The organism is Mycobacterium sp. P4_H6, from assembly GCF_056400845.1.
Genome location: NZ_JBFUKN010000033.1, coordinates 32,239 through 50,005 on the forward strand (window position 1 = coordinate 32,239; position 17,767 = coordinate 50,005).

General features: G+C 68.4%; 19 protein-coding genes. 7 read left to right on the forward strand and 12 right to left on the reverse strand.

The genetic code is table 11. From position 1 onward, the window contains the following. The first annotated feature begins 3 nt into the window (after positions 1 to 3). Positions 4 to 426 carry a PPOX class F420-dependent oxidoreductase gene (locus AC1DTF_RS15720; RefSeq protein WP_477474731.1) on the forward strand — a complete coding sequence of 141 codons (423 nt, stop codon included), beginning with the start codon at positions 4 to 6 and terminating at the stop codon, positions 424 to 426. Here the strand turns inward: AC1DTF_RS15720 and AC1DTF_RS15725 are convergent. Genes AC1DTF_RS15725 through AC1DTF_RS15735 form a run of 3 tightly spaced genes read right to left on the reverse strand, consistent with a single transcriptional unit; the run spans position 423 to position 4,826 of the window. Then, positions 423 to 2,147 carry an alpha/beta hydrolase gene (locus AC1DTF_RS15725; RefSeq protein WP_477474732.1) on the reverse strand — a complete coding sequence of 575 codons (1,725 nt, stop codon included), beginning with the start codon at positions 2,145 to 2,147 and terminating at the stop codon, positions 423 to 425. The genes AC1DTF_RS15720 and AC1DTF_RS15725 overlap by 4 nt on opposite strands. After that, the gene (purL, locus tag AC1DTF_RS15730; RefSeq protein WP_057167896.1) at positions 2,144 to 4,441 is read right to left on the reverse strand and encodes a phosphoribosylformylglycinamidine synthase subunit PurL; all 2,298 of its coding nucleotides are present in this window, start codon (positions 4,439 to 4,441) and stop codon (positions 2,144 to 2,146) included. Before purL ends, AC1DTF_RS15725 begins: the two co-directional genes overlap by 4 nt. Positions 4,442 to 4,478: 37 nt before the next feature. Beyond that, the gene (locus AC1DTF_RS15735) at positions 4,479 to 4,826 is read right to left on the reverse strand and encodes a VOC family protein (RefSeq protein WP_057167895.1); all 348 of its coding nucleotides are present in this window, start codon (positions 4,824 to 4,826) and stop codon (positions 4,479 to 4,481) included. A gap of 77 nt (positions 4,827 to 4,903) precedes the next feature. Between AC1DTF_RS15735 and AC1DTF_RS15740 the strand changes: the two genes are divergently transcribed. Both AC1DTF_RS15740 and AC1DTF_RS15745 read left to right on the forward strand, forming a co-directional pair. Continuing rightward, positions 4,904 to 5,290 (forward strand): nuclear transport factor 2 family protein, encoded by a 387-nt coding sequence (locus tag AC1DTF_RS15740; protein ID WP_477474733.1) that lies wholly within the window; start codon positions 4,904 to 4,906, stop codon positions 5,288 to 5,290. Between the two features lie 13 nt (positions 5,291 to 5,303). After that, entirely contained in the window at positions 5,304 to 5,909 is a 606-nt protein-coding gene (locus AC1DTF_RS15745) for a hypothetical protein (protein WP_477474734.1), read from the forward strand. Here AC1DTF_RS15745 and AC1DTF_RS15750 read toward each other — a convergent pair. Continuing rightward, complete coding sequence (locus tag AC1DTF_RS15750) at positions 5,906 to 7,156, reverse strand: M18 family aminopeptidase (protein ID WP_477474735.1); 1,251 nt, start codon at positions 7,154 to 7,156, stop codon at positions 5,906 to 5,908. The two genes, AC1DTF_RS15745 and AC1DTF_RS15750, sit on opposite strands and share 4 nt — an antisense overlap. Positions 7,157 to 7,206: 50 nt before the next feature. Between AC1DTF_RS15750 and AC1DTF_RS15755 the strand changes: the two genes are divergently transcribed. Both AC1DTF_RS15755 and AC1DTF_RS15760 read left to right on the forward strand, forming a co-directional pair. Beyond that, positions 7,207 to 8,217, forward strand: a complete 1,011-nt coding sequence (locus AC1DTF_RS15755) for a Dyp-type peroxidase (RefSeq protein WP_477474736.1) — start codon at positions 7,207 to 7,209, stop codon at positions 8,215 to 8,217. Continuing rightward, on the forward strand, positions 8,214 to 9,011 hold the full coding sequence (locus tag AC1DTF_RS15760) for a family 1 encapsulin nanocompartment shell protein (protein ID WP_477474737.1): 798 nt from the start codon (positions 8,214 to 8,216) through the stop codon (positions 9,009 to 9,011). The genes AC1DTF_RS15755 and AC1DTF_RS15760 overlap by 4 nt, the downstream gene beginning before the upstream one ends. Positions 9,012 to 9,014: 3 nt before the next feature. Here the strand turns inward: AC1DTF_RS15760 and purQ are convergent, their stop codons facing one another. Continuing rightward, positions 9,015 to 9,689 carry a phosphoribosylformylglycinamidine synthase subunit PurQ gene (purQ, locus tag AC1DTF_RS15765; RefSeq protein WP_057167890.1) on the reverse strand — a complete coding sequence of 225 codons (675 nt, stop codon included), beginning with the start codon at positions 9,687 to 9,689 and terminating at the stop codon, positions 9,015 to 9,017. Further along, complete coding sequence (purS, locus tag AC1DTF_RS15770; RefSeq protein WP_057167889.1) at positions 9,686 to 9,925, reverse strand: phosphoribosylformylglycinamidine synthase subunit PurS; 240 nt, start codon at positions 9,923 to 9,925, stop codon at positions 9,686 to 9,688. Before purS ends, purQ begins: the two co-directional genes overlap by 4 nt. Before the next feature lie 74 nt (positions 9,926 to 9,999). Here purS and AC1DTF_RS15775 point away from each other — a divergent pair, with 74 nt between their 5' ends. After that, complete coding sequence (locus AC1DTF_RS15775) at positions 10,000 to 10,653, forward strand: MBL fold metallo-hydrolase (protein ID WP_477474738.1); 654 nt, start codon at positions 10,000 to 10,002, stop codon at positions 10,651 to 10,653. Between the two features lie 47 nt (positions 10,654 to 10,700). Next, positions 10,701 to 11,282, forward strand: a complete 582-nt coding sequence (locus AC1DTF_RS15780; protein ID WP_057167887.1) for a phosphatase PAP2 family protein — start codon at positions 10,701 to 10,703, stop codon at positions 11,280 to 11,282. Here the strand turns inward: AC1DTF_RS15780 and AC1DTF_RS15785 are convergent. The 6 genes from AC1DTF_RS15785 to AC1DTF_RS15810 are packed head-to-tail and all read right to left on the reverse strand — an operon-like array spanning position 11,195 to position 17,747. Continuing rightward, entirely contained in the window at positions 11,195 to 12,838 is a 1,644-nt protein-coding gene (locus AC1DTF_RS15785) for an FAD-binding dehydrogenase (RefSeq protein ID WP_477474739.1), read from the reverse strand. The genes AC1DTF_RS15780 and AC1DTF_RS15785 overlap by 88 nt on opposite strands. A 15-nt stretch (positions 12,839 to 12,853) precedes the next feature. Continuing rightward, positions 12,854 to 13,558 carry a DUF2334 domain-containing protein gene (locus AC1DTF_RS15790; protein ID WP_477474740.1) on the reverse strand — a complete coding sequence of 235 codons (705 nt, stop codon included), beginning with the start codon at positions 13,556 to 13,558 and terminating at the stop codon, positions 12,854 to 12,856. Positions 13,559 to 13,618: 60 nt separating this feature from the next. Further along, positions 13,619 to 14,107, reverse strand: coding sequence for a glutathione peroxidase (locus AC1DTF_RS15795; protein ID WP_477474741.1), 489 nt, complete (start codon positions 14,105 to 14,107; stop codon positions 13,619 to 13,621). 10 nt (positions 14,108 to 14,117) lie between these two features. After that, positions 14,118 to 14,672, reverse strand: a complete 555-nt coding sequence (locus AC1DTF_RS15800) for a TetR/AcrR family transcriptional regulator (RefSeq protein ID WP_477474742.1) — start codon at positions 14,670 to 14,672, stop codon at positions 14,118 to 14,120. 31 nt (positions 14,673 to 14,703) lie between these two features. Next, on the reverse strand, positions 14,704 to 16,854 hold the full coding sequence (locus AC1DTF_RS15805; RefSeq protein ID WP_082614210.1) for a S9 family peptidase: 2,151 nt from the start codon (positions 16,852 to 16,854) through the stop codon (positions 14,704 to 14,706). A 5-nt stretch (positions 16,855 to 16,859) separates the two neighbouring features. Continuing rightward, complete coding sequence (locus tag AC1DTF_RS15810) at positions 16,860 to 17,747, reverse strand: phosphoribosylaminoimidazolesuccinocarboxamide synthase (RefSeq protein ID WP_477474743.1); 888 nt, start codon at positions 17,745 to 17,747, stop codon at positions 16,860 to 16,862. Between the last annotated feature and the right edge of the window lie 20 nt (positions 17,748 to 17,767).

The following is a 17,767-nucleotide window of genomic DNA, read 5'->3' on the forward strand; positions in this document are numbered from 1 at the left end:
CCTATGGCCATGAAACCGCACGAAATCGCCTTCCTGAACCAGGCCGACCTCGGCCGCCTCGCCACCGTTCAGCGCAACGGCACACCCCAGAACAGCCCGGTCGGTTTCAGCTACAACGCCGATCTGGGCACCATCGACATCGCCGGGTTCCACATGTCCGACAGTCAGAAGTGGCGCAACATCGCACACCATCCGAAGGTGGCGTTCGTGGTGGACGACATCGCCTCCCGTGATCCGTGGCGGGTGCGCTGCCTGGAGATTCGGGGCACTGCCGAGCAGGCCTGGGTAGCAGCGGCCGTGGGCAAGTCCGGCGACGAACTCGACACCGGCATCATCAGGATCACGCCCACCCGCATCATCAGCTTCGGCATCGACGACCTGGACACCGACCCGCACGAGCTGGTGCCCGATATCCGGGACGTCTAGGTCTCGGGGCCGTCGACGCCGGCCTTGCTGTCCAGGTCGTCGCGGATCCGATCGGTGTCGGCCGGTGTCCAACCGTCCGGGGCGGCGACGGCCACCAGACCGTCGAGCACGGTGTCGGAGTAGTTGTGCCCGTGCCCTTCCGGCACTCCGGCCGCATTGGTCATATCGGCACCCACCTGCCAGAAGGTGACGATCGGGTACCAGCGCATGGATGCGGTCCGGTCGGTTCCCGGTGGTTCGCGCAGCCAATCGGGCCGGGAGAACAACAGATTCGGTGACCACCAGACGATGGGGTCCGACGCGTGCTGCAGGAACAGCACCCGGGTACCGTCCCAGGGCGGGGCGGCGACCCGCTGCACATCGGCCGGATCGGCGGCCTGCGAGAAGCGCACCGTGCTGCCGTTGTCGTAGCGCGGCTCGACCTCCGGCGTGCCCGGGTCGCGGCGCAGCACCAGCCCGCTCCACAACGAACTCTCGTGCGGCGGACCGACCCACAGCACCCCGGAGAAGTCCATCTCCGCGATATCGGGCAGCCAGCCGAACGCGCCCTGGCCGGCGTAGGAGCCCAGACTCTCGCCGTACAGCACCAGTTTCGGCCGGTCGTTCTCGGGCAACTCCGACCATCGCTGATGGATACCGTCGATCATCATCCGTGCCGATTCGATCGACTTCTGCCGGTCACCGAGGAACGAAATCCAGCTCGGCAGATAGGAATACTGCATGCCGACCAGCGCGGTGTCCCCGTTGTACATGGACTCCACGGCCCTCGCGGCCACCGGATTCACCCAGCCGGTGCCCGTCGTGGGGATGATGACGAGCAGTTCGCGGTCGAACGCCCCGGTGCGTTCCAGTTCGCTGAGCAGCACCGCCATTCGGCTCTCGTCGGTGTCGGCGGTCTGCAGCCCGGCGTACACCCGGATCGGCTCCAACGCGGGCGCACCGTTGAGCCGGGTCAGATCGGCGGCGTGCGGTCCGCCCGCCACGAAGTTGCGGCCCTGATAGCCCAGGGAATCCCATGACGCGAAAGAGGTTGGACTACCCGATCTCTCGGGCTCCAGCGGCTGAACCACACCGGCCATGCTGGTAGCATTCTGCGGCTGGAAGATCTGGCTGGCGCCGAGCAGGAATCCGCGGTAGAGCACGCCGTTGACCATCATGACGAACAGCACCGCGATGACGGCCGTGCCGATGAAGAAGGCGACCTCGCTGTGCAGATGCCACCGGCGAATCAGCATGCGCGCGATGAGTTTGACCAGATCGACCAGCACGCGCCACACCGCGATACAGGCGGCACCGACCAGCACGGCCAGCAGCAGTGTCCGCATGTACGTCAGCGTCGTCGGCCCCTCGATGCCCATCAGCGCGGATACCTGGCGCTGCCAGCGGGCCGCCGGTATCACGGTGAGCACCGGCACGGTCAACGCGCCCGCCACCGCGGCAATCTTCGCGATGCGCAAGGTCGACGTGCTCGGCGGCCACCAGGATCGGTGCCGTAATACGAAGCGGTGCGTGATTTTTCGGATCAGCACCCCGATCCCGTAACCGATGGCGCCGTTGATGCCGCCGATCAGCCCAGCGAACAGCCAGTCCCTCGGCAATAACGACGGGGTCAGCGACAGGCAGAAGAACAACGCCCCGACGGGGATGCCGACGAAATCGAGCCGGACCAGACTCCAGACCCAAACCAGTAACGGGTGCCGGAGTGTGGTCCGGTCAATCACCCGAACAGCCCGGGCAGCACGCCCTCGGAGGTGGCCCGCAGCTCAGCGAGCGTCACGGTGAACTGCCCTTGCACCTCGATCGATTCGCTGCCCTCATCGGACACCCCGATCCGGGTGACCGGCAGGCCACGCGCCTCGCACATGGCCCGGAACCGGCTCTCCTCGGTGCGTGGCACCGCCACCAGGACGCGGCCTGCCGACTCGGAGAACAGGTAGACGAAGGGGTCCACGCCTTCCGGCAGGACGACCCGACTGCCGGTCTCGCCTGCCAGCGATGCCTCGATGACGGCCTGGATGAGTCCGCCCTCGCTCAGATCATGTGCGGCCGAGACCAATCCGTCCCGTGAGGCGGCGGTCAGCACCTCGGCCAGCAGTTTCTCGCGCGCCAGGTCGACCTGCGGTGGGACACCGCCGAGGTGGTCGCCGGTCACCTGTGCCCAGATCGATCCGTCGAACTCGTCGCGGGTGTCACCGAGCAGAAGCAGCGTCTCGCCGGGTTCGTTGCCCAGGCCGGTCGGGATGCGGCGGGTCACATCGTCGATGACGCCCAGCACGCCCACCACGGGGGTGGGCAGGATCGGCGTGCTGCCGGTCTGATTGTAGAAGCTGACGTTGCCGCCGGTGACCGGAATCCCCAGCGTCGCACAGCCATCGGCGAGTCCGCGGACCGCCTGGGAGAACTGCCACATGACACCCGGATCCTCCGGTGAGCCGAAGTTCAGGCAGTTGGTGACCGCGACGGGGGTGGCCCCGGTGACGGCCACGTTGCGGTACGCCTCGGCCAGCGCCAACTGTGCACCGGTGTACGGGTCGAGCTGGGTGTAGCGCCCGGATGCATCGGTGGAGATCGCGACGCCGCGGCCGGTGGTCTCGTCGATACGCAGCACGCCACCGTCGGCATGCTCGGCGAGCACGGTGTTACCGCGCACGTAGCGGTCGTACTGTTCGGTGATGAACGCCCGGCTGCACAGGTGCGGGCTGCCCAGCAGCGCAAGCACAGTCGCCTTGAGCTCATCGCCCGTAGCCGGGCGGGGCAGCTTGGCCGAGGTGTCGGCGATCAGCGCGTCCTGGGTGTCGGGCCGGGCCACCGGTCGCTTGTACACCGGGCCCTCGTGGGCCACGGTGCGCGGCGGCACGTCCACGACTGTCTCGCCGTGCCAGGTGATCTCGAGGCGGTCACCGTCGGTGACCTCACCGATGACGCTGGCCAGCACATCCCATTTACGGCAGACGGCCATGAACTTGTCCACGTTCTCCGGTGTCACCACCGCGCACATGCGTTCCTGAGATTCCGAGGACAGGATCTCGGCCGGGGTCATATCGGCGGCGCGCTGGGGTACCGCTTCCAGCTCCACCCGCATGCCACCGTCACCGGCGGACGCGAGTTCCGAGGTGGCACAAGACAGTCCGGCGCCGCCGAGGTCCTGGATGCCGACCACCAGGTCGGCGGCGTAGAGCTCCAGGCAGCACTCGATGAGCACCTTCTCCATGAACGGGTCGCCGACCTGCACCGCGGGCAGCTTCTTGCGTCCGGGGCCGGATCCCTCGTCACCGCCGAAGGTTTCGCTCGCCAGCACGCTCACGCCACCGATGCCGTCCAGGCCGGTGCGGGCGCCGAACAGGATGATCTTGTTGCCGGTGCCGGACGCGAAGGCCAGGTGCAGGTCCTCCTTGCGCAGCACGCCGACGCACAGCGCGTTCACCAGCGGGTTGCCCGCGTAGGAGGGGTCGAAGACGGTCTCACCGCCGATGTTGGGCAGGCCCAGTGAGTTGCCGTAGCCGCCGATGCCGCGGACCACGCCGTCGAGCACGCGGCGGGTGTCGGGGGCATCCGCGGCGCCGAAGCGCAGCTGGTCCATCACCGCGACCGGGCGGGCGCCCATGGCCATGATGTCGCGCACGATGCCGCCGACACCGGTCGCCGCACCCTGGTAGGGCTCCACGTAGGACGGGTGGTTGTGCGATTCCACCTTGAAGGTGACCGCCCAGCCGTCGCCGATATCCACGACGCCGGCGTTCTCGCCGATGCCGGCGAGCATCCCGGCCCGCATCTCGTCGGTCGTCGTCTCACCGAAGTAGCGCAGGTGCACCTTGGAGGACTTGTAGGAGCAGTGCTCGCTCCACATCACCGAGTACATCGCCAGTTCGGCGTCGGTGGGGCGGCGCCCCAGGATCTCACGGATGCGCTGGTACTCGTCATCCTTGAGGCCCAGCTCACGGAAGGGCTGAGGTTGGTCGGGGGTGGCGGCTGCCCGCTCGACGGTATCGGTCTGTGCAGTGGGCTCCAGCGTCACGTGATCATTCTAGTGATGCGGGCAAACCGACTCGACGCTAGCCGCCGGCGACGCAGAAGGCGTTGCCCTCCGGGTCGGCCAGTGTCACCCACTGGAACTCGTCGCCGAAGCTGTTCCGCCCGGTCTCGGTGGCGCCCAGCGCGACCAGACGGGCCACCTCGGCTTCCTTGTCCGCGGAGTGGAAGTCCAGGTGCACCTTGTTCTTCCCCGGGGTCGGGTCGGGTACCCGCTGAAAGCCCAGCGCGGGACGCCCCTCGCTGGTGACCATGACGAATTCGCCTGGTGCCACGGCGTTCACGTCACCGCCCGCGGCCTTGGACCACCAGTCGGCGAGGCCGTCGGGATCCACACAATCGAACGTGATCATCTCAACACTCAGTGCCATGGTCCAACCCTAGGACAGGGCACCGACTACCTCGGAGGTAATTGAGGACCCGGCGTCACCACCGCAGGCTGTCGGGTATGACACAGACACCCACCGCACCGAAGTTCACCGCCGACATCTGGGCGGCATTCTGGGCCGCGCCCGATCCGTCCCGGGTGGYCGGCCTGCTGGCCGAGGACATCGTCGGGCACTGGCAGGGCGACCCGACGCCGGTCCGTGGGCGCACCGCCTATGTCGGCAAGATCGCCGAACTGGTGGCCGCCGTCCCCGACCTGCGTCTGACCCTGGTGGACAGCGCCACCGCCCCGGGCCGCGCCGAGGGTGAGGAACTGGTGTTCCTGCACTACACCGGCACCGGCACGACCCCGTCCGGCCCGATCACGATCCGCGGGATGGACCGGGTGCGCACCCGGGACGGCATCGTGGTGGAGAACGTCATCCGCTACGGCGACTCGGAGATCTAGGCACAATCGACGTGTGCGGACACGACTCGTTTTCAGCGGCCACATCGCCGGCTTCGGCACCGGCGCCGGCATCCGGATGGTGGTCGGCGTGTGGCAGTCCTCACCGTTCGGCGCCTTCGCCGATGTGATGGTCCAGACCGCCGACCAACAGCGGCTGCTACTGGCACCGACCGCGGAGGTCGCCGAGTTCGTCTCGGCCACTTACGCATTCGATGACGTCCGGGTCGGCACGGTCACCGCCGAACTGAGCGCCGACCGGCTGACCGTCACCACGGCCGACCTCGACGTCACCGCGGAGCTGGGCGGCCCGGCGCGGTTCGACCGGCTGCTGCGGCTGGTACCCAGGCCACTGGCGAGCGCACCGTGGTGGCTGCGGGTCATCAATCCGGTCGCCGGGCTGCTGGTGCCCGGGGTGCACACCGCCGGAACCGCGGGCGGCGAGCGCCGCGAGTACTACGGGGTGCGCCGCTCGCGGCGCATCGACGCCCTGTCCGGGCAGTTCGGCGCGGTCCCGCTGGGCGGGCTGGCCGAGCTGGATCCCCCGGTGCAGTTCGGCTTCTCCTCGGCGCCCACCGACCCGCAACTGGTGGCCGTGACCACCACGATCGACATTCCCTAGGCCGGAGCGAGGAACGCCTGCAGCGCCGCGGCGTAGGCCGCGACATCGTGGGCACCCATGACTTCGCGCGCCGAATGCATGGCCAGCTGGGCGGCGCCGATATCGACGGTCGGGATGCCGGTGCCCGCCGCGGTCATCGGGCCGATGGTGGACCCGCACGGCAGATCGGCGCGGTGCTCGTAGCGCTGCAGCGGCACCCCGGCCTGCCTGCAGGCCAGCGCGAACGCCGCCGCCGTCCGGCCGTCGGTGGCGTAGCGCAGATTCGGCTGCACCTTGAGCACCGGGCCCCCGTTCACCGCGATCTGATGGCCGGGCTCGTGCCGCTCGGGATAGTTGGGGTGGGTGGCGTGCGCCATGTCCCCGGAGGCCACCATGGATTCGGAGAGCCTGCGCAGGAAGTCCTCCCGGCCACCGCCGCCGGCCAGGGTGATGCGCTCCAGCACGGTCAGCAGCAGATCCGACTGGGCTCCGTGATCGGACTGCGAGCCCACCTCCTCGTGATCGAACAGGGCCAGCACGGGCACGTAGGCCGTGGCGGGGGCGGCCAGCAGGGCTTCCAGCCCGGCATAGCAGGTGGCCTGGTTGTCCAGCCGGGGTGCGCTGACGAGATCGCCGTCGGCCCCGGTGATCGCCGAGGGGGTGAGATCGTGGGTCATCAGGTCGAAGCCGAGTACCTCGGACTCGTCGACCCCGGCTCGTTCGGCGACATAACCCAGGAAGGATCGGCGGTCCCCGACGCCCCACACCGCATTGACGTGGCGCTGCGGGTCCAGGCTGACGCCCTTGCGGTCCTCGGACAGATGGATGGCCAGTTGTGGGACCCGCAGGATCGGATCATCGATGCGGACCAGCCGATGCTCGACAGCATTGCCTGCCACGACCGAGAGCCGTCCGCTGATCCCGAGATCGCGGTCCAGCCAGGAATTCAGCCACGCTCCGCCATAGGGCTGCAGCGCCACCACCTGCCAGCCGGCGATCACCCGGTCCGGGTGCTGCTTGACCCGCAGGTTCGGGCTGTCGGTGTGCGCGCCGACGATCCGGAACGGCACCGCCGGGGTGGAGGAGTCCCAGGCGACCAGCGAACCCGCACGGATGGTGAAGAACTTGCCCGCGGCGGGCCAGGCGTCGGCCTCGGACAGCTCGCGGTACCCCGCGGCCGTCAGACGGCGGGCCGCGGTGGCGCACACGTGGTACGGCGACGGCGACGCGTCGATGAACTCACACAGACTCTGGGGGCTAGCTGCCATCTTTGTATCTTGACCCGCGCAGTGCAGGTCCGTGGCGCTAGGGTCGCTTTGTGCCAGACCCGCTGCCGCAGCAGATAGTCGATCCGTTGACGTCGGCGGCCATCTTTCTGGTCGCCACCATCGACGACGGCGGCGAGCAGACCGTCCACGACGCGCTGCCCGATATCGCGGGGATGGTCAGCGCCATCGGGTTCCGCGACCCCACCAAGAAACTGTCCGTGGTGACATCCATCGGCTCGCAGGCCTGGGACCGGTTGTTCGCCGGACCCCGCCCGGCCGATCTGCATCCGTTCATCGCGCTGGACGGGCCGCGCCATCACGCCCCGGCCACCGCCGGGGATCTGTTGTGGCACATCCGCGCCGAGACGATGGACGTCTGCTTCGAACTCGCCGGGCGGCTGGTGGAGGCGATGGCCGACGCGGTGACCGTGGTCGACGAGGTGCACGGCTTCAACTATTTCGACAACCGCGATCTGCTCGGTTTCGTGGACGGCACCGAGAACCCGACCGGGGCGAAGGCCGACAACGCCACCGTGATCGGCGCCGAGGATCCCGATTTCGCGGGCGGCTGCTACGTGCACATCCAGCGCTACGTCCACGACATGTCGGCCTGGCGGGCGTTGTCGGTCGACGAGCAGCAGAACGTGATCGGGCGCACCAAGGCCGACGACATCGAGATGGACGACGATGTGAAGCCGGCCAATTCGCATATCGCGCTGAACGTCATCACCGACGAGGACGGCAACGAGCTGAAGATCGTGCGCCGCAACATGCCCTACGGCACCGTCGGCAACGGTGAGTTCGGCACCTACTTCATCGGCTACTCGCGCACGCCCGCGGTCACCGAGCGGATGCTGACCAACATGTTCATCGGCGACCCGCCGGGCAACACCGACCGGATCCTGGATTTCTCGACCGCCGTCACCGGCGGAATGTTCTTCGTGCCCACCATCGATTTCCTCGATGATCCACCGCCACTTCCGATCCCGGATGCCCCGGCCGAGGCGGTGCGGGCCGACTACTCACTTGCGATCGGCAGCCTGAAAGGAACCCCGCAATGAACAACCTGTACCGCGAACTCGCCCCCATCACCGAGGCCGCCTGGACCGAGATCGAGCAGGAGGCCACCCGGACCTTCAAGCGCCACATCGCCGGCCGCCGGGTGGTCGACGTCAGCGATCCCGGCGGCGCGGTGACCGCCGCCGTCAGCACCGGGCATCTGCGCGATGTCGTGCCGCCCGGTGACGGTGTGATCGCGCAGCTGCGCGAGTCCAAGCCGCTGGTGCGGCTGCGGGTGCCGTTCACGGTGGCCCGCCGCGATGTCGACGATGTGGAACGCGGCTCGCAGGACTCGGACTGGGATCCGGTCAAGGACGCCGCCAAGAAGCTGGCGTTCGCCGAGGACCGCGCGATCTTCGAGGGTTACGAGGCGGYCGCGATCGAGGGCATCCGCAAGTCGAGCTCGTGCCCCAAGCTGGCGCTGCCCGCCGATCCGCGGGAGATGCCCGACATCATCAGCCAGGCGCTCTCCGAGCTGCGGCTGGCCGGTGTCGACGGCCCGTACAGCGTGCTGCTGTCCGCCGATGTCTACACGCAGGTGAGCGAGACCACGGTCAACGGCTATCCGATCCGCGAGCACCTCAACCGGCTGGTGGACGGCGAGATCATCTGGGCGCCGGCCATCGACGGCGCGTTCGTGTTGTCCACCCGCGGAGGCGATTTCGATCTGCAGCTGGGTACCGACGTGTCGATCGGTTACCTGTCCCACGACGCCGAGAGCGTTCAGCTGTACCTGCAGGAGACGTTCACGTTCCTGGCGTACACCGCGGAGGCCTCGGTCTCGCTGAGCCGCTGAGGGCTACGCGGTGAGCACCGCATCCAGCGCGGAGTAGAACAACCCGAGCCCGTCATCGGACGGGCCGGTGAGCGGCTCGGTGGCGTGCTCGGGGTGCGGCATCAGCCCGACCACGCGGCCGTTGGCCGAGCTCACGCCGGCAATACCGCGCATGGAACCGTTGAGGTTCTCCCGGTAGCGGAAAACGACCCGGCCTTCACCCTCGAGCTCGTCGAGCACGGACTCGGCGGCCACGTAGCGGCCCTCCCCGGACTTCAGCGGCACCAGCAGATCGGCACCGGCTTCGTAACGCGTCGTCCACGCGGTCGAATTCGAGGCCACCTCCAGCCAGGTGTCCCGGCAGATGAAGTGCAGTCCGGCGTTGCGGGTCAGCGCGCCCGGCAGCAGCCCGGCCTCGCAGAGCACCTGAAAACCGTTGCAGATCCCCAACACCGGCAGACCACGGCCCGCGGCTTCCACGACCGAGCCCATCACGGGGGCGAATTTGGCGATCGCACCGCAGCGCAGATAGTCGCCGTAGGAGAACCCGCCGGGCACCACCACCGCGTCGACGCCCTTGAGGTCGGCGTCGCCGTGCCACAAGCTGACGGCCTCACCGCCGGCCAGGCGCACCGCCCGGGCGGCGTCGACGTCGTCGAGCGTGCCGGGGAAGGTGATGACTCCTATCTTGCCGCTCACGAATTCTCCCGACTCACCGAGAACTCCTCGATCACGGTGTTGGCCAGCAGCGATTCGGCGATCTCGTTGAGTGCCTCATCGGACACCGAATCGTCGACCTCGAGCTCGAACCGCTTGCCCTGACGGACATCCGCGACACCACCATGGCCGAGACGGCCCAGGGCGCCGACGATCGCCTGCCCCTGCGGGTCGAGGATCTCAGCCTTGGGCATCACGTGCACTACGACGCGGGCCACGGGGACTCCTTCATTTAGGACCGGTCTTGATCGGTGCCAACTCTACCGGCGACGTCTCGGGCCACAATGGAGCCATGCAACTGACGCACTTCGGCCACTCATGCCTGCTGGCAGGCTTCGCCAACGGTGAAGGCGCCCAGACCACGGTGCTGTTCGATCCGGGCACCTTTTCGCACGGCTTCGAGGGCATCACCGGCCTGGACGCCATCCTGATCACCCACCAACATCCCGATCACGCCGACACCGCGCGGCTGCCCGCCCTGTTGGAGGCCAATCCGCAGGCCAAGCTGTATGCCGACCCGCAGACCGCCGCCCAGCTCGGCGAGCCGTGGCAGGCCGTGCACGCCGGCGACGCGTTCACCATCGGGCACCTCGCGGTGCGCGGCGTGGGGGGCACCCACGCCGTGATCCACCCCGAGATCCCGGTGATCGACAACACGTCCTACCTGATCGGCGACGGCGATCACCCCGCCCGGCTGATGCATCCCGGGGACGCCCTCTTCGTGCCCGATGAGGCGGTCGACGTGCTGGCCACCCCGGCGGCGGCGCCGTGGATGAAGGTCTCCGAGGCCATCGAATACCTGCGGGCGGTGGCGCCGGCCCGCGCCGTCCCGATCCACCAGGGCATCATCGAGCCGTCCGCCCGGGGCATCTACTACGGCCGGCTCTCGGAGATGACCGACACCGACTTCCAGGTGCTCGATCCGGAGAACGGAACCGCGTTCTGAGGCCGCGCAATCTGCTGCTGTGGTGGCCGCCGATCGGTATCGCCGCGATGGTGGTGCTGGGGCTGGTGGTCGGCCACGGTGACACCGCGTTCGACGACTGGTCGCTGCGGGTGATGCAGCGCGTGTTGGGACCCGATCCGGTGTGGATGCTCTATTTCAGCTGGGCGCTGCCGATGATGGTGATCCTCGCCGTCGCGGTGCTGATCGCGCTGGTGCGCAGGCGGTGGCGGCTGGCGGTGGTGGTGGCGCTGTGCCCGCTGCTCTCGGTGATCGCGACCCGGCTGCTCAAGCCGCTGTTCGGCCGCTACAAGGGCGACGCACTGGCCTACCCGAGCGGGCACACCACCGTCGTCATCACCGTGATGGCCATGCTGGTGCTGGCCGTCGGGGTGTCGCTGTGGCTGCTGCTGGTCGCCGGCCTGGTCACCGTGATCGGCGCGCTGAGCATGGCGGCCACCGACCTGCACTATCTGACCGACAACATCGGTTCGGTGTTCCTGGCGTCGGCGACGGTGTGCCTGGCCGTGCTGGCGGCGGGCCCTCAGGCGGTCTCGCGGGCGGCGGCCCGGCCGGCCGCTCTGCCCGAGAACACACAACCGCCCAGGAACGTGCCTTCCAAGGACCGGTAGCCGTGCACGCCGCCGCCGCCGAAACCGGCGGCCTCACCGGCGGCGTACAGACCGGCGAACACCGTTCCGTCGCCCTTGACCACCCGCGAATCCAGGTCGGTTTCCAGCCCGCCCAACGACTTCCGGGTCAGGATGTGCAGCTTCACCGCGATCAGCGGTCCGGCCTTCGGGTCGGTGAGGCGGTGCGGTGCGACCACCCGCGCGATGCGGTCGGGCAGGTACTCCCGGGCGGCCCGGATCGCGGTGATCTGGCTGTCCTTGGTGAATTTGTTGAGCACCTCGCGGTCGCGCCCGGTGACCTCGGCCTCCACGGTGGCGTAGTCCAGCGGCTCGACGCCGGGAACCGCGTTCATCGCGGTGACCAACTCCCGCAGTGAGTTGCCGGTGACGAAGTCCACACCCTTGTCGACGAAGGCGCGCACCGGCATCGGACCACCGTCGCGTCCGCGGGCCAGCACCGCCTTGACGCTGCGGCCGGTCAGGTCGGGGTTCTGCTCCTGCCCGGACAGCCCGAATTCCTTGGCGATGATGCGGGCGTTGAGCACGAACCAGGTGTAGTCCTGGCCGGTGGTGGTGATGTGTTCCAGCGTGCCCAGGGTGTCGAATCCCGGATACAGCGGCACCGGCAGCCGTTTACCGGTGGCGTCCAGCCACAGCGAGGACGGGCCCGGCAGGATCCGGATGCCGTGGCGGGGCCACACCGGGTCATAGTTGGTGATGCCCTCGGTGTAGTGCCACATGCGGTCGCTGTTGATGACGCGGGCGCCGGCGGTCTCGCTGATGCCGATCATCCGGCCGTCGACGTGTGCGGGCACGCCGGAAAGCAGTTGTTTGGGAACGCGGCCCATCCTCGGCGGCCAGTTCTTGCGCACCAGGTCGTGGTTGCCGCCGATACCGCCACTGGCGACGATCACCGCCTGGGCACGGAACTCGAACTCCCCCACTGATTCCCGGGATGACGCCACGCCGCGGGCGGCATCGCTGGGTTCGAGCACGGTGCCGCGGACGCCGGTCACCGCGCCGTCCTCGACGATCAGCTCGTCGACGCGGTGCCGGTGGACGAACGTGGCCCGGGGTTGACCGAGCAGCCGCCGGGCGAACACGTCGACCAGCGCCGGCCCGGTGCCCCAGGTGATGTGGAAGCGGGGCACCGAGTTGCCGTGCCCGAGTGCGCCGTAACCGCCGCGTTCGGCCCAGCCGACCATGGCGAAGGTCTGCAGTCCGCGCTCCCGCAGCCAGCTGCGCTTCTCACCGGCGGCGAAGTCGACGTAGGCGTGCGCCCACTGCCGCGGCCAGTGGTCCTCCTCGCGGTCGAAACCGGCGCTACCCAGCCAGTCCTGCAGGGCGAGCTCGTGGCTGTCCTTGATGCCGAGGCGGCGCTGCTCGGGGCTGTCCACCAGGAAGAGCCCGCCGAACGACCAGAATGCCTGGCCGCCGAGGTTGGCGGCATTCTCCTGGTCGACGATCAGGACGCGGCGGCCCCGCTCGATCAGTTCTGCGGCGGCGACCAGTCCGGCCAGCCCCGCACCCACCACGATCACATCGGCATCGGCCATGCCGCCAACTTAGTCTCAGGCGGCGTCGGTGAGGGCGCGATCCGCCTCCCAGCGGTAGGTCTCCGGGACGCAGCCATGCAGGAGCGCCAGGTCGATGGCGTCGAAGACGGCTTGCCGCGGGCCGGTGTGTCGCAGCTGACGCGCCGAGACCGCCAGCCGTACCGTGCCGCCCCGGCGCGCGGTGCGCTCAGCCGAGAGCACCAGGGTGCGGCACCACCAGGTTTCGGTGAGGAATCCGGCGCCGATGCCGAGCACCCGGGCCGGAGTGGTGGTGTCACGCACCAGGTCGGTGACCCCGGCCAATCCGGCGAGCAGCCGGAATCCGTTGCGCGGCAATGCCCTCACGGTTCCCTCGGACACCGTCCAACCAGGAGCGGCGAACAGCCGGGTACGCAGACCGAGGTGTTCCATGGTCCGGTCGGCGCCCAGCAGTCGCAGGTTCGCCTCGTGTGCCTGCAGCGTGGCGAATTCGCTGCGGCGCTGCTTGGTGGCCGCCTCGTCGTAGCCGTGCAGCACGACGGCGTCACCGGCGGCACGCCGCTCGGCCAGCCAGAACAACGTCGCCGGGTCGCGCGCCAGTCGGTAGTCACCCTTGAGTCGGGGAGCGACCAGCAAGGACACCGGCACGCCGCGGGCGTCGAGTTCCTCGCAGAAGGTGTCGACGTCGGACAGCGTGCGGTCCCTGATCCCGGAAATCGAGACGATCAGCTCTGCGGTCACGCACGTCAGTGTCGCAACATCAGATGTCACGACGGTTGCGAACACCCGGACGCGACATTGCTATTTGGAGATGACCGCTTCGATGGCGGCGATCACCTCGGCTGCGTCCGGTTCGGTGCGCGGACGGAACCGCTTGACCACCAAACCGCCCGGGGCCACCAGGAACTTCTCGAAGTTCCACTGGATGTCACCGGCCTGCCCCTCGTCGTCGACGGCCTTGGCCAGTTCGGCATAGAGCGGATGGCGGTCCGCACCGTTGACATCGGTTTTGGCCAGCAGCGGGAACGTGACGCCGTAGGTGGTGGAACAGAAGGTCTGGATCTCTTCGGCGGTGCCCGGCTCCTGGCCCATGAACTGGTTGCACGGGACGCCGACGACGGTCAGTCCGCGGTCGGCGTAGTCCTCGGCGATCTTCTCCAGGGCGGTGTACTGCGGGGTCAGGCCGCATTTGGAGGCGACGTTCACCACCAGCGTTGCGCCGTCCGACAATTCGCCGAGCGTGGTGTCCTTGCCGTCAAGGGTGGTCAGCGGAATCTGGTTGAGGCTCACCGGATCGACGCTAGCCGTCGAACAGGATCCCCGCCAGCCTCTCGACCGTCGCGATCGGATCTCCCGTGGTGTCGACCGCCTCGTTGAGCCAGAGCTGGGCGTAGCCGTGCACCATCGACCAGGCCGCCAGCGCGGCGCCCTCGGGATCGGCCCCGGCGTGCGGATCGGCGAGTGTGCCGACACCGCGGCTCAGTTCGAGGTACGCCGCCGTGGACGCCTCCCGCACCTGAGCGTCGGCTGCGTCGTAGAGCGATTTGTCGAACATGACCTCGAAGTGGCCGGGATGCGCCAAGGCAAACCGCACATAGGCCTTGGCCGCGTCGATGAACTCGGGCCTGGCATCGGTCAATTCGGCCGTCAGGATCTGAAATCCCTGCGCCGCCAACGCGGTGAAGAGTCCGCGACGGTCCCCGAAGTGGTGTGCCGGCGCCGCGTGCGACACCCCTGCGGCGCGGGCGAGTTCGCGCAACGACACACCGTCGGCGCCACGTGCGGCGACCAGGTTGGCCGCCTCGGCCAGGATCACCGCCCGCAGGTCGCCGTGGTGGTAGCTCGGCTTGCTCACCAGGCCATCATAGCCGCGATCTTGACAGCGTCTAGATGCGTGGACCGCCGAAAAGGCTGTCCGCCTGACCCTCACCGTGGTTCTCGGGATCCGCCGTCGCCAGCAGCCAGGCGTACTGGAAGGCTGCTTCCTTCCACCGCTCGTAGCGCCCGCTGATACCGCCGTGGCCGGCCACCATCTCGGTCTTCAACAGCACCTTGCCGGCATCGGCCACCGGGTCGAGCTGCGCGTGCCGGAGAGCCGCAACCCATTTCGCGGGCTCGACGTAGAACACCCGGGTGTCGTTGAGTGAGGTCATGGCCAGCACCGCCGGATAGACGTACTGCCCGATGTTCTCGTACGGCGAGTACGACTTCATGTACTCGTAGACCTCGCTGTCCTCCAACGGGTTTCCCCACTCGTCCCATTCGGTGACGGTGAGCGGCAGAGACGGATCCAGGATCGTGGTCAGCGGATCGACGAACGGAACCTGCGCCAGTACCCCGGCGAACAGGTGCGGGGCCAGGTTGAGCACCGCACCGACCAGCAAACCGCCGGCGCTGCCGCCGAGTGCCACCAGGTGGTTCGGCCGGGTCAGGTCGGTGACCACCAGATGCTCTGCCACCGCGATGAAATCGGTGAAGGTGTTGCGCTTGTGCAGCAGCTTGCCGTCCTCATACCACGGCCGCCCCAATTCGCCACCGCCGCGCACATGGGCGACGGCGAACGCCATCCCCCGGTCCAGCAGCGACAATCGGGCGATCGAGAACCGCGGATCCTCACACGATTCGTAGGCGCCGTAGCCGTACAGCAGCGTCGGGGCCGGGAACGCCAGGCCGGCGCGGTGCACGATGGAGATCGGGACCCTCGCACCGTCGGGGGCCACCGCCCAGTCCCGGCGCTCGACATACTCCTCGGGCCGGTAGTCGCCGAGAACCGGCTGCTCGCGCAGCAGGGTCCGTTCGCCCGTTACCAGGTCCAGGTCATAGATCCGCACCGGGATCACCCAGGACACCGCGCCCACCCGCAGCTTCGGCGAGGACCAGTTCGGGTTACCGCTCAGACCCGCCGACATCAGCTCGGATTCGAAGGCGATCTCCTGCGGTGCCCCGTAACTGCCGTCGGCGCCGATGGGCCACAACTGAATTCGGGGCAGCGCCTCGCGACGGTAGCTAACCACCAGGTGACTCTCGAACGCGTCGACGCCGTCGAGGCGGACGTCCTCGCGGTGCTCGATGAGCGTGCGGAACGCGCTCGGGTCGCTCACCGGCGCCTCGACGAGGGTGAAGTTCACCGCGCCGTCGTTGTGCAGGATCAGGAAGCGGTCCTCGCCGCCCACCACCGCATGCTCGACGGAATACTCCACCTGATCGCGCCGCGGCAGCACCACGGTGAACTCGGCGTCCGGGTCGGCAGCGTCCGCGTAGCGCACCTCGGAGGTGACCGCGCTGCCCGCGGCGATGATGACGTACTTGTCGCTGCGGGTACGCCCGACTCCCAGCCAATACCGTTCGTCGGCTTCGTGATACACCTTCTGGGCGGGCAGCCCGGAGCCCAGGCGATGGCGCCACACGGTGTCGGGCCGCCACGCCTCGTCGAGGGTGGTGTAGTACACCGAGTGGTTGTCGGCACCCCAGGTCGCGCCGGCGCCGATCCCGGTGATGGTGTCCTCGTAGAGTTCACCGGTCCGTAGATCCTTGAACCGCAACGTGTACCGCTCGTCGCCCTTGAGGTCCACCGAGAAGGCCAGGATGTTGCCGTCGACGCTGACGCTGATGGCACCGAGGGAGAAGAACTCGTGGCCTTCGGCCTCGACGTTCTCGTCGAGCAGGATCTGCTCGCCTGCAACCGCGGTGTTCTCGTCGAGTTCCGGCGGGATCCAGTCATCCGCGTGGCTGATCGGGCAGCGGGCATGCACCCCGTACTGCTGTCCCTCGAAGCTGCGGGCGTAGTACCACCACTGACCGCGGCGGGTCGGGACCGACAGGTCGGTCTCCTTGGTGCGCGCCTTGATCTCGTCGAAGATCTTCTGCCGCAACGGCGCCAGACCGGCGGTGGCCGCCTCGGTGTGCGCGTTCTCGGCTTCCAGGTGCGCGATGACCTCGGGGCTGGACTTGTCGCGCAGCCACTCGTACGGGTCGATGAAGACATCGCCGTGATGCTCGCGGCGGTGCTCGACCCGCTTGGCGACGGGCGGCTGCACCGAGGTCACGATCCGATCCAATCGGAGAAGCTCAAACCGGAAATCCTCTCGTAGGCCTCGATATACCGCGCGCGGGTGGCCGCGGCGATCTCGGCGGGCAGGGGTGGCGGCGGGGTCTCACCGTGGCGGTCCCAGCCCGAATCGGGACCGGTCAGCCAATTACGCACGAACTGTTTGTCATAGCTGGGCTGCACCTCGCCGGGCTGGTAGCTGTCGGCCGGCCAGTAGCGCGACGAGTCCGGGGTGAGCACCTCATCGGCCAGCACCAGCTGACCGTCGGCATCCACCCCGAATTCGAACTTGGTGTCGGCGACGATGATGCCCTTGCTCAGCGCATGCTCGGCGGCCTTCAGATAGATCTGCAGCGTCGCCTCGCGGAGCTCAGCGGCCCGCTGCGCGCCGACCAGCGCGACCACCGCGTCGAAGGACACGTTCTCGTCGTGCTCACCGAGTTCGGCCTTGGTGGCCGGGGTGAACAGCGGCTCGTCGAACTTGCTGGCCTCACCGAGCCCGGCGGGCAGCGCGATCCCGCACACCGACCCGGACTGTTGGTAGTCGATCAGCCCGGAACCGGTCAGATAGCCGCGCGCCACACATTCGACCGGCAGCATCTCCAGCGCACGGACGACGAGGGCACGGCCCAGGACCTCTTCGGGGATGCGTTCGTCGTCGGGCGGCCCCGCCAGGTGGTTGGCGACACCGAGGTGATCGAAGAAGAACACGCTCATCGCGGTCAGGATCCGGCCCTTGTCCGGGATCTCGGTGTCCAGGATGTGGTCGTATGCCGAGATGCGGTCGCTGGCCACGAACAGCAGGTGATCGTCGTCGATGCGGTACAGCTCGCGAACTTTGCCGCTGGCCAGATGCCGGTAGTCGGTCAGAGCGGGGCGCATTGACTCACCCTATGTGCTGG

Coding starts and splice junctions, on each gene's coding strand:
- AC1DTF_RS15785 (WP_477474739.1), bottom strand. CDS start 12,838: ATGGCCGATGCCGATGTGATCGTGGTGGGTGCGGGGCTGGCCGGACTG.
- AC1DTF_RS15720 (WP_477474731.1), top strand. CDS start 4: ATGGCCATGAAACCGCACGAAATCGCCTTCCTGAACCAGGCCGACCTC.
- AC1DTF_RS15780 (WP_057167887.1), top strand. CDS start 10,701: ATGGTGGTGCTGGGGCTGGTGGTCGGCCACGGTGACACCGCGTTCGAC.
- AC1DTF_RS15750 (WP_477474735.1), bottom strand. CDS start 7,156: ATGGCAGCTAGCCCCCAGAGTCTGTGTGAGTTCATCGACGCGTCGCCG.
- AC1DTF_RS15810 (WP_477474743.1), bottom strand. CDS start 17,747: ATGCGCCCCGCTCTGACCGACTACCGGCATCTGGCCAGCGGCAAAGTT.
- AC1DTF_RS15735 (WP_057167895.1), bottom strand. CDS start 4,826: ATGGCACTGAGTGTTGAGATGATCACGTTCGATTGTGTGGATCCCGAC.
- AC1DTF_RS15775 (WP_477474738.1), top strand. CDS start 10,000: ATGCAACTGACGCACTTCGGCCACTCATGCCTGCTGGCAGGCTTCGCC.